Origin of the sequence: Aquimarina sp. BL5, assembly GCF_003443675.1 — a bacterium.
Taxonomy (GTDB): domain Bacteria; phylum Bacteroidota; class Bacteroidia; order Flavobacteriales; family Flavobacteriaceae; genus Aquimarina.
This window is the reverse complement of the sequence record NZ_CP031963.1, coordinates 273,184-288,813: the sequence shown is the minus strand read 5'-3', so window position 1 is coordinate 288,813 and position 15,630 is coordinate 273,184. Positions and strand designations below refer to the sequence as shown.

The 15,630-nt window shown below is 33.2% G+C and carries 11 protein-coding genes; 4 read left to right on the top strand and 7 right to left on the bottom strand.

Annotated features, from left to right (window positions below; genetic code table 11):
• Positions 1-5: 5 nt before the first annotated feature.
• From D1818_RS01360 to thrC, 3 genes are read left to right on the top strand one after another with little or no spacing between them, the layout of a single operon-like run.
• Positions 6-929 carry a homoserine kinase gene (locus tag D1818_RS01360; RefSeq protein ID WP_118455648.1) on the top strand — a complete coding sequence of 308 codons (924 nt, stop codon included), beginning with the start codon at positions 6-8 and terminating at the stop codon, positions 927-929.
• Between the two features lies 1 nt (position 930).
• On the top strand, positions 931-1,299 hold the full coding sequence (locus D1818_RS01355; protein ID WP_118455646.1) for a RidA family protein: 369 nt from the start codon (positions 931-933) through the stop codon (positions 1,297-1,299).
• Positions 1,300-1,314: 15 nt separating this feature from the next.
• Positions 1,315-2,604 carry a threonine synthase gene (thrC, locus tag D1818_RS01350; protein ID WP_118455644.1) on the top strand — a complete coding sequence of 430 codons (1,290 nt, stop codon included), beginning with the start codon at positions 1,315-1,317 and terminating at the stop codon, positions 2,602-2,604.
• A gap of 33 nt (positions 2,605-2,637) precedes the next feature.
• Here the strand turns inward: thrC and D1818_RS01345 are convergent, their stop codons facing one another.
• Positions 2,638-3,522 carry a M28 family metallopeptidase gene (locus tag D1818_RS01345; RefSeq protein WP_118455642.1) on the bottom strand — a complete coding sequence of 295 codons (885 nt, stop codon included), beginning with the start codon at positions 3,520-3,522 and terminating at the stop codon, positions 2,638-2,640.
• Positions 3,523-3,631: 109 nt separating this feature from the next.
• On the opposite strand from D1818_RS01345, the gene D1818_RS01340 reads away from it, so the two are divergent.
• Complete coding sequence (locus tag D1818_RS01340) at positions 3,632-4,231, top strand: hypothetical protein (protein WP_118455640.1); 600 nt, start codon at positions 3,632-3,634, stop codon at positions 4,229-4,231.
• A 73-nt stretch (positions 4,232-4,304) separates the two neighbouring features.
• Here the strand turns inward: D1818_RS01340 and D1818_RS01335 are convergent, their stop codons facing one another.
• The 6 genes from D1818_RS01335 to D1818_RS01310 all read right to left on the bottom strand — a co-directional run bounded on the left by D1818_RS01335 (position 4,305) and on the right by D1818_RS01310 (position 15,591).
• Positions 4,305-5,597 carry a M20/M25/M40 family metallo-hydrolase gene (locus tag D1818_RS01335; RefSeq protein WP_118463415.1) on the bottom strand — a complete coding sequence of 431 codons (1,293 nt, stop codon included), beginning with the start codon at positions 5,595-5,597 and terminating at the stop codon, positions 4,305-4,307.
• Positions 5,598-6,006: 409 nt separating this feature from the next.
• Complete coding sequence (locus D1818_RS01330; RefSeq protein WP_118455638.1) at positions 6,007-7,467, bottom strand: hypothetical protein; 1,461 nt, start codon at positions 7,465-7,467, stop codon at positions 6,007-6,009.
• Between the two features lie 114 nt (positions 7,468-7,581).
• Positions 7,582-9,273 (bottom strand): IPT/TIG domain-containing protein, encoded by a 1,692-nt coding sequence (locus D1818_RS01325; RefSeq protein ID WP_118455636.1) that lies wholly within the window; start codon positions 9,271-9,273, stop codon positions 7,582-7,584.
• Positions 9,274-9,313: 40 nt separating this feature from the next.
• Positions 9,314-10,471, bottom strand: coding sequence for a hypothetical protein (locus D1818_RS01320; protein ID WP_118455634.1), 1,158 nt, complete (start codon positions 10,469-10,471; stop codon positions 9,314-9,316).
• 15 nt (positions 10,472-10,486) lie between these two features.
• Positions 10,487-12,085, bottom strand: a complete 1,599-nt coding sequence (locus D1818_RS01315; protein WP_158597029.1) for a SusD/RagB family nutrient-binding outer membrane lipoprotein — start codon at positions 12,083-12,085, stop codon at positions 10,487-10,489.
• Positions 12,086-12,102: 17 nt separating this feature from the next.
• Positions 12,103-15,591 (bottom strand): SusC/RagA family TonB-linked outer membrane protein, encoded by a 3,489-nt coding sequence (locus tag D1818_RS01310; protein ID WP_118455629.1) that lies wholly within the window; start codon positions 15,589-15,591, stop codon positions 12,103-12,105.
• Between the last annotated feature and the right edge of the window lie 39 nt (positions 15,592-15,630).

The window sequence follows — 15,630 nt, the reverse complement described above, 5'->3', positions numbered from 1 at the left end:
TTAGAATGAAACGTATAAAGATCTTTGCCCCTGCCACTGTAGCCAATCTTTCTTGTGGCTTTGATGTGCTTGGATGTTGTTTAGATACTGTGGGAGATGAAATGATCATTTCGTTGACCTCAGAATCAGGAGTTAGAATTACCAAAATTGAAGGAGCAGATTTGCCCTTAGATACTAAGAAAAATGTAGCAGGTGTAGCGGTTGAAGCCTTGTTAGAAAATTACGATAAGGAAGTAGGTGTTGACATTGAGATTTATAAAAAAATCAAAGCAGGCAGTGGTATAGGAAGTAGCGCAGCAAGTAGCGCAGGAGCTGTTTGGGCGGTGAATTATCTTCTGGATAATCCCTTTGCACCACATCAACTAATAGCTTTTGCCATGGAAGGTGAAAAACTTGCCAGTGGAAATGCACATGCAGACAATGTAGCTCCTGCCCTTCTCGGAGGATTTACATTAGTTAGAAGTTATGCCCCATTAGATGTTATCAAATTGCATACTCCACAAGATTTAGTTATGACCGTAATCCATCCACAAATTGAGGTGAAAACTTCGGATGCGCGATCTGTTATCAAACAAAATGTAACCTTAAAACAGGCAATTCAGCAATGGGGAAATGTTGGAGGATTGGTATCCGGGCTCTTTACAGAGGATTATGATCTTATCGGTCGTAGTTTAGAAGATGTTATTGTAGAACCTATGCGCTCTATTCTGATTCCTGAATTTAAAAATGTAAAAAACGCTGCTATTGCCCAAGGTGCTTTAGGGTGTGGAATTTCAGGATCTGGACCTTCTATCTTCGCATTGAGTAAAGGCATGGAGACAGCAAAAAACGTAGCAGAAGCAATCAGAAAAGTATATACTAAAACTGGACTTGATTTTGATATTCACGTTTCTAAAATCAATAGTAAAGGAATAAAAATAATTGATTAACATGAAGGAAATTAAAAAAATAGCAACCGGTTCTCCTTGGGAAGACATTGTAGGATATTCGAGAGCTTTAAAAATTGGTAGTACTATCGAAGTTTCTGGTACTACGGCTCCAGGAGCTAATGAATATGAACAAACTGTAGCTATTATTGAATCTGTGAAAAAAGTTTTAAATCAACTAGATGCCAATCTTAGTCATGTGATTCGTACCAGAATATATTGCACAGATATCTCTAAATGGGAAGAAATTGGTAAAGCTCACGGAGAATACTTTAAGGAAATAAAACCAGTAACTGCAATGGTAGAAGTTTCAAAATTAATAGATCCAAATATCCTGGTAGAAATAGAGTTTTCTGCTATAGTTCCAAAATAATAAATCAGAATACAAATGCAATACTATAGCTTACATAATAAAGCTCCTAAAGTTTCTTTTTCTGAAGCTGTCATCAAAGGTTTAGCCCCAGATAAAGGATTATATTTCCCGGAAAGTATAACTTCCCTTCCTAAATCTTTCTTTGACAACATAGAAAATCTGGATACTATAGAAATTGGTTTTCAAACAATAAAACAATTTGTGGGCGATGAGATTCCTGAGACCGAGTTAAGAGATATTCTTACCGATGTTTTAAGTTTTGATTTTCCTGTAATCGACATTACAAAGAATATTGGAACCCTAGAACTTTTTCACGGTCCTACTATGGCTTTTAAAGATGTTGGAGCTCGGTTTATGGCTCGATGTTTAGGTTATTTCAATCGAAACAATGATGATAAAGTTACTGTGCTTGTTGCTACTTCTGGAGATACTGGAGGTGCAGTCGCACAAGGTTTTTTAGGGGTAAAAGGTGTAGATGTTGTAATTCTATATCCTTCCGGAAAAGTTAGCGATATTCAGGAACGACAGCTTACCACACTAGGTCAAAACATTACTGCTCTAGAAATAGATGGCGTGTTCGATGATTGTCAGGATATGGTAAAAAAGGCTTTCCTGGATGAAAGTATTACGAATCATATGCAATTAACATCAGCTAACTCTATTAATATTGCAAGATGGTTACCTCAATTATTTTACTTTGTTTTTGCGTATAAACAACTAAAAAGCAAAGGAAAAGAAATTGTTTTTTCAGTTCCTAGTGGAAATTTCGGGAATATTTGTGCGGGTATTGTTGCACACAAACTAGGACTTCCTGTAAAACATTTCGTAGCTGCTACTAATGTAAATGATACTGTAGTTCGATATATGAAAACAGCGAATTATGAGCCAAAACCATCAAAAGCAACTATATCAAATGCTATGGATGTTGGAAATCCAAGTAATTTTATTAGAATTCAACAATTGTTTGATAATAAATTCGAATCTTTAAAGGATAATTTTTCTGCATATAGTTTTGATGATGCTGCTACTAGAGATGCTATGAAAGAAATATATAATCAAAATAAATATATTGCAGATCCACACGGAGCTGTTGGTTATTTAGGATTAAAAGAGTATGACCTAAAGGATAATGAATATGGTGTTTTTCTAGAAACCGCACATCCAGTTAAGTTCCTGGATATTGTCGAGACAACCTTAGATATCAAAATCCCAATACCTGCACAGATTCAAAAAGTAATGAATAAGCCAAAGGTACGTATTAAGACCAATGATTATAAAAAATTAAAGGAGTTCTTACTTAAATAAAAGAACTCCTTTAAAAAATGTATTTATACTATTTTATTTAGAAAGAGATTTCATCACTTTATAAACAATATCTGAAGTAGAGGCTAGATATTTAAAATTTACTGTTGTATACTTATCAGCGGCCTGATGAACATATGGTGAATTATCTCCATTCATTAATTCTGCTGTAATGGTGATGGTTTCATATCCTAATGTAGAGAAAACCCTCGTTTCCGGAGTTGAAACTCTTCTTTTAAACACTGGAACACCTGATTCTAATCGGTATGCAGATTCTAAACTAATATTAGAAGCTAATAACTCTATAGCTCTATCTTCATCATTATCCCATCCTACATAATCCACTCTATGCATAGAGTTTATATTATATTTATCATCCTGTAATTTTTTAACAAACATTCTACAACCAATCATATTAGTTTCTTGTTGATCAAAAAACACAATCATAAAATTAATACTTCTATTCGCTAATTTGGTTAATTTCTCAGCAACATAAATAGTTAAGGCCATTCCGGTTGCATTATGAACCGCTCCAGGACTACCTTCAGCTGTATCGTAATGAGCACCTAACACGATAAACTCATCACTTCCGTTAGTTGCAGGAATCTCTGCATAAACATTCGCTCCACTATATTGATTTCCTTTTTTGTCCTGTACGTTGTACGTATTACGTTTAGGTTTAAGACCCATTTCTTTAAGGGAATTAAATAAGTAATCTGCTGTGGTTTTACGTTCAGACTTACTGGCGCGACTTGATAGCTTTTTTTTTCCCTTAATTGGGATGTGTCCGGTAAGTTTACCAACAATCTCTTTCTGTATATTAATTATCTCAGCCTCAGTTTGATCATCTAATGATTGAGCAATTGAAATCTGAATGCAAAAAATAAAGAGTAATAATGTTTTAAACTTATATAATTTCATTTTTAAATTTTTGTATTCTTAATTTTCCTTCTTTCCTTTCACAAATTTATAAAAAACAATAAATAGTTTTACAATTAGTATTTTTAATGCTTAAAATAATTATTTCAATATGACTTTTTCAAAAACCATACCATTTTTTATTATCATCTTACTGGTATGTATACAATGCAAAAAAGAAGATCCATCAATCAATCTCTTATCCGCTCCTGATAATTGGAGAAAAGAAACGATAAAATTTCCGTTATCCTTCGCGCCATCTTTAAGCTATAAAGGTACTGAATATGTTCGATTTGCTCCAGGATGGGGTAAACAAGATTCTAAGGAGTATTTTTCTTATGCTTTTCTTTGGTATCTTGATGAAGACCCAAAATTATCAACTAGCACTTTAGAATCAGAATTAGAAATCTATTTTAACGGTTTAGTACAAGCAGTTTCTGAACCAAATTCTCCATCTTTAGATAATATTCCAAAAGCCAAAGCTTTTTTCGAACAGATTGATAATAAATCCTATGCTGGTAAGGTATTAACCTATGATCCATTTACCACTAAAAAAGAAGTAAATCTAAATATTATAGCTACATATACACCTTGTAAAAACAAGGATAAGCATATGGTTGTTTTTAGAATCTCGCCGCAACAAATTGATCATGCTGTCTGGAATAAGTTAAATAAATTAAGTATAAATATGAATTGCGAATTAAAAAATTAGTTGACACTAAATAAAGAAAACACTATTCGTGTAAATCAAAAAATATGAAGGGCAAATACCCTTCATATTGACCTTATTTGTAGATACCGGCTTCCATTAACGTTACCATTAACACTAACTTTATGTTTTTAGCACCATCTATATTGGTCCATTTTTCTGATAAAGAATGAGCGTCTCTACCTTTTCCTCCTCTACTTAAGGTAGTAGCCGGAATACCTTTAGCGATTGGAATGTTACTATTAGTTGAACCTGTTTTTAATTTTGGTTTTATTCCTAAGAAAGTACTAGCAGCAAGTGCTCTTTGAATTAAGGAAGTATGAATTGGCAATTGACCTGATGGACGATCTCCAATTGGTACCAAATCCATTGATATTTTATCCTTAACTCCTGAAGCGTTATAAGATCTTACTGCTTCTCGCATGCTAATTTTAAAAATAGTATCTATTTTTATTAAACGTTTTGGGTCTAGTGAACGCATATCTACTTCCATCCAAGATTCAAAAGGCACTGAATTTACTGAGGTTCCTCCTCCTATTCTTCCTATATTGAAAGATGTCTTTAGTCCATCTTTATCTGTATATTTTGTTGCTTCTTTAACAAACAAAGATATTGCTTCACCCATTGCATGATGTGGATTAGCTAAGCCAAATGATCCCCAAGAGTGTCCTCCTTTACCTTTGAAAACAGCTTTATATCTTTTTGACCCTAATGCACCATTAATAATCCTGCCACTACTACCTCCATCAATTGATATCCAGGAACCAATTTTAATATCCGAAGCATCACTAAATAAATGCTTTACACCTCTAAGATCACCTAATCCTTCTTCCCCGACTGTTCCTACAAAAACGACATTTTCTTGTGTTTCTACTTCTGCTTTATTCATTGCTTTTAACACTGTAAGAACCATTGCCATCCCTCTTGTATTATCTCCTATTCCCGGGGCTACATAAGTATTCCCTTCTCTTTTTACAGTTACATTAGTTTCTTCCTGAAAAACAGTATCCATATGAGCATCCAAAACGATAGTTTTATTTCCTTTTTTCCCTTTACGTAATGCTAGCACATTTCCCTCTGTATCTATCCAGGCACTATCCACACCGATAGTTTCTAGCATTTCTCTAAACTTCTTTGCCCTTTTCGTTTCTTTAAATGGTGGTGCAGGAATTTCGGTAAGCAAAATCATATCTGCTATGGTTTGTTCTTCAAAATCATCAATCGCATCCATCGCCAACTGAACCGATTTATTCTTACTTAACTTATCAGCTTCTTTTACGTATTGTTTTAAAGGAATATTCTCATTTTGAGCATGAACGCTTATGTGAAAAGTTATAACTACTGCTATCGAATTTATTAAGTATTTCATTATCATTTGTGTACAATTATTATTTTATGAAAGGATTTAATTTTTATTTGCTTAACTTCCTATTACTAAATAATCAGAGTTATCCTTAGTAATCTTATACATTTTATTTTTTGACATAACAGCTTCTATTTCCACTTATTTCACATTAAAAACATACTTTTTATTATTGGTTGTATTATAAATTTCTAAATAACCACCCCATCTATTAGTAACTGTTTCAATTGTTGAAACTATTAACTTTCAACTTGTTGAAATCTTAGCTTTTGAAATAAGAATACAAGAAATAATATAATTTATTGACAATAGAAAATGAGCCCGATTGATATATCGAGTGCAATACAGGCTCATTTATAGAATACAAAGGCTAACTCTAAATAAATATGCATACTATTTAAAAAAAGTATTTAATCTAATTCCTAAAAATGTTTCTTCTACCTACTTCTGAAGTATACATCCCGTTACTCGAATGACCAACGCCAGGAACAATTTCTATTTTCTGGTTTTGTTCTATTACAGTGCCATAGAAATCAATTAGGTGACCAAAATAATTGATCGCTCTTTCGAATCTATCCCTACCTTGTAATACTGCATTACAAGAATCATCGAACCCTTCAAAGTTAGGATCATTATCATTTTGACCAATTAAATAGGTTACCTTTCGTTGTGCGAGTCTATCCCGTATTACATCTTCTCCTCCAATATTTCTTAAATAAGATGGTAAATCATCAAGACCATATCTATATTCATTATATTCAGGACAATTACTAGTAGGAACTGCATAAATACTCTCTGTACCAAGAACTTTTCTTTTATCATCCATATATACATAAGATCCTGGGTTATTTGTGACAAACTGAATATCAATCCCTTGAGCAATCAATTCATCGGGATACGGAGAACTTGCAGAATATCTATTAACGAATTGCGCTCCTGCAGAATGTCCTGTCAATACAATAGTTTCTAGATTAGGATATTCTGAGATATTTTCTAAAATAGCATCCATAACGGTATAAGATGATGCTCGCTCAGGTCTAGGATTTGTATCTTCGTCCCTTGAAGTAAATCCTATTCGCCATCCTATAGAACTCCAGTATAAATGTTCTTCGTCTAATGCGAAGTTATTAATATCTTCCTCTTCTAAAAATTGAGGTGCAATTATTAAAAATGAATCTAATTGGTCGCTTTCTAATCTAGCAGCTTCCAAAATATTTTCATATTGCCCTCTTGCATTTCTTCCTGAACCATGTAAAGCGATTATAGCTCTTTTTATATTTTCATCACTAGTGTCTGTTATATCTTCACTATCTGAGAAATAGGGTATTTTTAGAGAAGTATTCTCTACTGTGATTGAAAATTTTTTATCTCCAATAAAATCTAAAGGGTCATTAGGATCAATTTCTACTGGTGTTACAGCCGGATTTAAACTAATCGTAATCGAACTCCTCATATTAGAGGCATCACCTATAGTAAGACCCTCCGTAGGTTGTAAATTAAACATTACAAATCTATTTTGTAATGCATCTTGATTATTAATTACTCTCTGTAGTAAATTTACACGAGCAATTGCAGTCCCCCTTTTAATTGTCAAAAAATCAGATTGTGGTAATAAAAAATCTTCTCCTTCTATAGCAGCATTTTCACTAGGAAAACTAACTGTATAAGGTATCATTATGTCTTGATTTCTTTTAGGGCCTTGATACCGCAGCTCTACTACTATAGGCTGAGAAGAAGAACGATCTATTTCAATAGTTTCAAAATTAAAAAAAGCATTTCCACCCTCTTCAATAACAGCATTATTACTATCATCACTACTACAACTAATTAACAGCAGTAGTAGTATCATCATACTATTATATTTAAATTTTATCATTATATTTTTGTTTTAAATTCACATCAAAACTTAATTTTGATGTTATAATAATTTTTTATCAAAAGATAAAAGGCTCAATATTCTTTAAAACAGGTACTGAGTCTTTATACAATATTAGTTGGTCATATATGTAATTATCAATTGTGCTCCTTCCTGTGGATTGTCAATGTCATAAGTTTCTGCTTCACGTCCAACATTATTTTCAGTAGCTCCTGCAGATACTCCAGATGCTTGAAAAATAAAATTCATACTATTACCATTAGCCCAATCTCCGCGTGTAATAATTTCATTTATAATTGCAGAAATATCTACAGTTGTTCTATCAGCAATAGGTGTTTCCGTTCCTACCCATTCTGGAATATTCCATACGGAATTAGCTGTAGTTAATGATCTAGCGGATAGATTTCCTATATCTTCTGTATAAGGAGATGCGTTACCGATGTTCTCACCAAAAATGGTCATTTCTGTTGGATTAGCACCTTCTGTTTGATCTGCTACAAATACAATTTTAGCTTCTTGTATTATTACTCCCATTGGAATAACTATATTATTAAAACGCAGACCTATTTTCTGTAAGCCGACATCAGGAGTACTAAACGTATCAAACTCTCCCAGTTCTAGATCTCCACTATCTAATAACATTCGTCCATCTTCGGCTTCCTCAACATCATCATTAATATCATTAATAGGGATCGCTATAGTCACTACACTATTATCAACTATAAAGTCATTTGTACTGATAGCTATTTGACCGTTAACTTCTACCATAATAAGTCCAGTCTCAGATCCATCCGGTACTGATGTTGTTATGCTGGTAGCTGTACTTTGTGTTACAACTGCGGATACACCATTGAAACTAACAATATTATCTTCTGGAGTTGTACTAAAATTAGCTCCCGATATAATTACTTCAATTCCTGGAGTTCCAACCTCTGGAGTAAATGCTTCGATTGATGGTACTGTTATAAAATCATTTTCGCTTGTAGCTAATAAATTCTCAATTTCTACTGCTATCTTACCAGTACTTGCATCTAGAGGTACACTAACGATCAGTTCTGTTGTAGTTGCAGATATTACAGTAGCTAATACTCCATTAAAACTTACATTATTAATATTAGGATCTGTATTAAAATTTGTTCCAAGAATAGTAATCTCGTCATTAGCAATTCCTCTTTCTGGATTAAAAGAAATAATTTCTGGGGCTATATTGAATACTTCAATCATGCCTATCAATCCCATAACTTCTACAGTTAATGGCCCAGTTGTTGCTCCTTCTGGAACGATAACTATTATTTCATTATTAGAGATAGATACAATTTCTGAAACTGTCCCATTAAACGCAACAATATTATCCGAAATAGTTTCTCCAAAATTTTCCCCACGTATGATTACAGTTTCACCAACTGCTGCACCGATTACACTAACTTCAGTTATTTGTGGTGCGTCTACAATACTAAAAACAGGGCCCTCCACATCTATTATCTTTCCTACAGAAATTGGACCTGTAATTGCTCCTTCTGGGACGGTAACTATTAATTCTGTTTTAGTCGCTGATGAAACAGAGGCACGTATACCATTAAAGCTTACCCTATTATTTGATGGGACCGGACTAAAGTTAACACCTATGATAGTTACTGTAGATCCTATATCACCGAATGATGGTTCAATACTATTAATAACCTGATTTTCTTGCGGTTCTGGAATAATTCTAAAATCATCATCACAAGAAATTATTGCTAACGATAGCATCATCGTTATCAAAATCAATATGGATGATATTTTTGAAAATATAAATTGTTTTCTCATTTTTTTTAATTTAAGTATTCGTACTATTAATCAAAAAGTTCTATCCCGGTATATACACCAGCATTTGATCAAAATAGATGTCTTCGGAACCTCCATCTACGGCTACTTCAATAGTTAGTGTATACGCCGAAATATTAGTAAGAAAACCAGAGTCTATTAAATTCCATCTATCCAATCCATTATTTATAAATAAACCATCTACATCTAATAATACTAAAGTTTCTGAACTTCCATCTGGTCTTTCTATAAGAGCTGTAATACGGAGAAAATCATCATCTTCTCGATTATTACCTCCAATAGGAAAATATTGAATTTGAATACCTGTTGTAAGGTTCTGAGTTACATCAATTGGCACTCTATCAAACTCTATTCTAACGGTTCCATCGGTATCTTCTATTTGATATGCTTGATTTCCATCCAAAAACGAACCTCCGGTTGGTCCTCCATCATTACTTACGCCGATTTGTTCGGATGTAAATCCTGGACTGCTTACTGTGGTATTAGGATTAGAGAAAAAAGATCTAAAACCAATTTCATCGTCTACACCCGCACCAGTTGCAGTATGCATTACATGCCTTTCACCCGGATTATTTATCAATTCTCCTACAGCTACGGCATCGTCTCTCGTATAGCGATCATCCGTACCAAATGGTTCTTCAAAAGAAGTACCTCTTAATTTCTGTGGAGGTGGTATAAACAGAGATAAATTAAAAAAGATAGCTTGGTTAAAAGCAGAATTATCAAACAATTCTGGTCCTGAATCTCCTCCTTCATTAGTGTTGTCGTCACTATTGAAAACTGTTGGAGCTCCATTAAAAACTCCATTGGTAGTGGTAATTGTTGCTACAAACCTTAGCGGAATTGCAATATCAAGTTCTTCTCTTGTTAAATTTAATGCATTTAATATGTCAATTCCTGAAAAGCTTAAAGTATTCGGAAAAGAAGTGATTGTTATAAACTTGTCAACCGTTATATCTCCATAACTCATACTTAAATCGTAAGAAATAATATTAGCATTAGGGTCTTCTACTCCCTCAGTAAATTCAATAGTTTCAAACTCTAAAAGATTTAATCTGAATGATTCTGGTATTTCTTCCCATACAACCAATCCTCCTCTTATAAAATTATCCTCCAAAACATCCGTAGTATCGTCACAAGAGATAACTAGGATCAACAGAAGTATATATATATATTTCATAATATTTTTAAATTATTAGTTAATAAAACCTGCAGGGTTTGTATCCCAAAACACCTGATTAATAATAGGTCTTTGATTTATCTGAGTATTATTAATTACTGCATCACTGGGATAAGAAAATAATCTTGGAAATGGTGAATTAGCATCAAAAACAGGAGCGCTAAAAACCGATGGAAAACCTGTTCTTCTGTATCCATTATAGGATTCTGTAGAGTTTCCATAGGAAGCTAAATAGTATTCAGTTAATATGATATCTAATTTGCGATTATCGTCTGCCGCAGCGAATTCGCTCATTACCTCAGTCACATAATCATCTACATTACTTTGGTTAGACGCGAAAGGCGAACTTGTAGCAATTCCCCCCGAAAAATTTAGAACTTTATTCATGGATTTTCTAATTCCCGATTCTAGTAATACAGCTGCATCATCATTAGTTCCTAAACTTATTGCTGCTTCTGCTCTTAAGAAATCCACAAATGAGGAAAGTAATATTGGTAAGATTCCGGCTCCAGACTGATTCTGAGTATCTATGGCAAAGTTTGGTGCACTTGGATTATCTTCATCAAACGCACCTCCTACAGGATACAATCCATATGTAGCTCTAAAGATAGCATCCGCTCCTCTAGATCTTGTATCCCCATGATCTCTTCCATAATAGGCATTTCCTAAAAAACAAAAATCAAAATTCGCTTCTCCTACGCATCCTAACAAAGTATCGGAAGGATTAGCACCGTTTTGTCGATATACATAGTATCTGATTCTAGGGTCCGAAATGGTTTTGTCATTTAATAATAGATTAAGAAATGAATTTCCTAAAAATTGATCAAACCCTCCTGGAGTATATCCTGCATTAAAATCTGGATGTCGACTATTAGGATCTACTTGATTAGTTCCATATTGAAATTGAAAATCTTCTGATGGGTTAATAAAATCATCCTCTGCTAACAACAAATTTATTTTATCGATATCACCAATATTTACCAACATTTTGAATTGTAACGATTTTGATAAACGTATCCAAGCTCGTTTTCGATCTTCGATATTTGATATAGTTCCATAGAACAAATCATTTAGTGGTAAAACAGTTGCATTCTGTATGTCGACAATTGCGTTATCCAACCGGTCTAAAACAGCATTATAGATTGATTGATCGTCATCAACAGCTGGATTCAAAACAAGTTCATCAGTTCGTATTGCTTCAGAGAATGGGATATCGCCAAGATAATCTACCATGGTTACAGTAGCGTACGAAGCTAAAATGTTATACATTCCTCTATGAAATAATAAATCATCATCATTGGCTGCTAAATTTTCAATAATTGTTGCATCCTGTAAAAATGCATAATAATTAGTGTATTCACCGTTTAAAGAATTATCGCTTGCTACATCACCATAGGTTTCATTAAGCACTGTATACCTCATTACTTCATCCGTGGTCCTATTCAGGTCTTGTAATAAATCTGCAGTTTCTTTTTGGACATTATTTAAAATAAAATTTGGATCTGCTTGATCTGGTGTTAATAGGTTTGGATTTTCCTGAAGATTTTCTCCAAAATCGCCTAATTCACAAGATGCTAATAGTACAAAGCACAATCCGTATATTATGTTTTTCATCATGTTATGTTTTATCATTAAAAATTAATGCCTACTGAGAAAGAATATCTTTTTGTAGTAGGAGTTGTAAAACCTCTAGTTTCTGGATCGAAATTGAGACCACTAGGAAATCCTGGGGCATAGAAAAATAAATTTCTACCACTTAATCTGAAATCCATACTATCAAAAGGAAGGTTTTGAATAGCTTTTTTATCTAGCTTATAAGATAAAGCTACTTCTCTAATCCTAAATACTGAAGCATCGAATACAGCATTCTCATTAGGATCATAAAAGTTATTAAACACTGCATTATTCCCTGTAACTTGTATTGTGTTGGGTATCGTATTTCCATTAACATCTAGTAATGGTTCTCCTGACCCTGAAGATATATCCCCTAAAACTCCTGGAATTACAAAACTACCTTCTCTATTTCTAGTATCTGTAGTAACTCCTCTTTCTAGTAAGGTTTCAAGAAATGCTTCTCTACGTTCTCCTCCATGAGTGTACTCAAATTGAGTAGATAAAACAAAATTTTTGTAACTAAACGTATGAATTGATGTTGCTCTAAAATCTGGAGTTACATTTCCTATCACTTCATCTTGTAAGCCTACGTCATCACTTGCTATTATGATTCCTGTCGCTGGGTTTATGAGTGCATTTCCGTCTGAATCTCGAACAACATAACTACCTAAAAAAGAACCTAATTCTTCTCCAATAATAAGATCTAAATTTCCATCTTCTCCCTCTAATCGATTAGCTCCGTTTGCTAGCTCTACAACGGTAGTTTTAAAAGTGGTAAAAATATTTCTAATATTCCATTTAAAATTAGAATTCTTAAAAAATTGAACACCTAGATCAATTTCTAAGCCTTCTGTATCTAATCTACCTGCATTAATGAAAGTGCTGTCAAAACCAGTGCCAGGTGCTATATTGGTTTCAAAAATTTGATTTTCAGAAACTCTAGAAAATACTGAGGCTTGTAAACTTACAGTATTCCTGAAAAAATTACCTTCTACTCCTATTTCAAATTCTTTGTGTAGCTCTGGTTTCAGGTCAGGATTTGCTAAAGTTCCAAAGAAAGAATTGGTTACAATCAAATCATTATCAAAATCACTAAATTCCCTTGGATCAGACGATAAACTATTTCTAGTATTGAATGGTTCAGGAAAACCTGCAGATGTCGCATATGCTCCTCTTAATTTTAGATAATTAACAAAACCACTCTTCATATTAAATGCGGAGGTTGGAATAAATGATATCGAAACACCCGGATAAAATAAATTTTGATTATCCTTTTCTACAGTGGATCCTTGATCTAATCTACCTGATAAACCAAGATATAAGTAACTGTTGTAATCAAATTGAAACTGACCAAATACACCTAAAAGATTTTCTTTGATTTCATCATAATCCCCTTGTCCAGGTGTTCGAAAATTATTAGGTCGTAAAACCCCAAAGACAATTTGATCGGTATAATCAGAATCTAAAGATCTAAACGTTTCGTATCTAGAATTAATTCCGATCTGAGAGTCAAAGCCAATATTATCAGATAATTTATAATTTGATTCGAAAATCAATGTATTATCCACATCAAATTCTGTATTTGCAGTATATTCTAATTCGCCTAAAGTAGCTACAGCTCCTAATCCACCTCTATTTCTAAAATCATTAGTATCTGCTGATTCAAATTGAAACCCTCCTCTATATTTTAAATTATGATTTTTATTAAGTTTATAGCTTAAGTTAATTGTTGTGTTTATTCTTTGTACAACCCTTTCTCTACCTGTATTATTAAGTGTCCATAATGGGTTTAGGCGATCGCTTCTATAATACACGTTGGCTCCTGTAATAGGATCTTGAAATGGTAAATTTTGTATATCTAAACTTCTAGGAATAACATATAAACTTTCCAGAATATCTTGCTGTGCTGCATCATCAGAATCTTCAGATGTATATGAATCTCGTACTCTTGTACTATATGATATAGAAGTTGATAATCTTAATCTATCTGTTAATTGTGAAGTGCCTCCAATACTAATGTTAAACCTTTTGAATTCATTATTACCTAAAATACCTTCTTCTGATGTATATCCCATAGAAAAATTTAAAGAAGTATTCTCACCAGTAGCATCCAGATTTAAAGAGGTTATTTGACCAATACCAGTTCTAAAGAAATCATTTACATTATTACGAGCGGCTACATAGGGTACTTCTTGATTTGCAAATTCGGGGAAACTTGGGTTTCCTGAAAGTGGATGCGGTACGAAATCAATATCTGTAAAACGTGCTCCATTACTACCTACATTACCTATAGTTCCCGCATCAGTAACTAAATTATTACCTACACCATACGTGTTTTGGAAATCAGGTAAATTAGCAACCATATTGGTATATGTGGTTTGAACAACCGTAGCTTTAAAGCTTTTTTCTCCTATGGATGCGCTTCCTGATTTGGTTTCTATAATCACGACACCATTACGACCTTGACTTCCATATAGCACTGCAGCATTTAATCCTTTTAAAACGGTTATACCTTTGATTGAATTAGGATCTATGTCTAATAAATTTCCTGAAAAAGGAACATTATCAATAACTATCAAAGCATTATTTCCTTGCGTCAATGATAAGCTTCCTCGTATAGTTATCTCTGTTGATGCTCCGCTACTTCCGCTACTGGGTGTTATTTGAACACCCGATATTTTCCCCTGTAAAGTTCTAGAAATATCAACTTCTGGTCTACTATCAGTTTCTTCTGTATCGATTTGAGCAATTGCAAAACCCAAAGCTTTCCTTGACTTTTTAATCCCCTGTGCAGTAACTACAATCTCTTCTAAACTATTAACATCTTCTATCATAGTTACATCTATTGTCTTAGAAGAATCTACTCTAATTTCTTGCGTTTGAAAGCCAACATAAGAAAAAACCAATACATCTCCTGTATTTGCAGCTACTTGATATTTACCATCAAAATCTGTAAGTGCTCCTTTGTTTGTGCCTTTTACAATTATATTTACTCCTGGTAATGGCTGATTATCTTCTGAGATAACTGTTCCTATTATTGAAGATTGTTGTATAATTGGAGATCTTATACGATTGGATTTTCGTGTCTTTTCTTTTTCATAAGTTTCTTCTAAATTATCTAAGAGTTTTCTAATTTCTAGAATAGATGCTTTTGAGTTTTTAGGAAATAATACGATACTTTTTTTATAGATTTTAAAATCAATATCAGTTCCACGAAACAGTTTTTTCAACACAGTCCTGATTTTCTCATTTGCTACTGTAACCGACACTTTTTTAGAAACATCGATTAAACTGTTATTATAAAAGAAGTTGAACTCACTTTTAAATTCTATTTCGTCAAGTGCCATTTTTAATTTGACCTCATTTACAGAAATAGAAATATTTTGAGAATAAGAACTGAATGAAAACATCTTCGAAATAGCAATACATAGCAAGAGCGAATAGATTTTCATAATTCTTATAAGGTCTTTCCCGGATAGGAAACTACCGGATAGATTTTTTTTCATAATTTTGTTTGATTTTAATTATTCAAATTTTGTGAGACT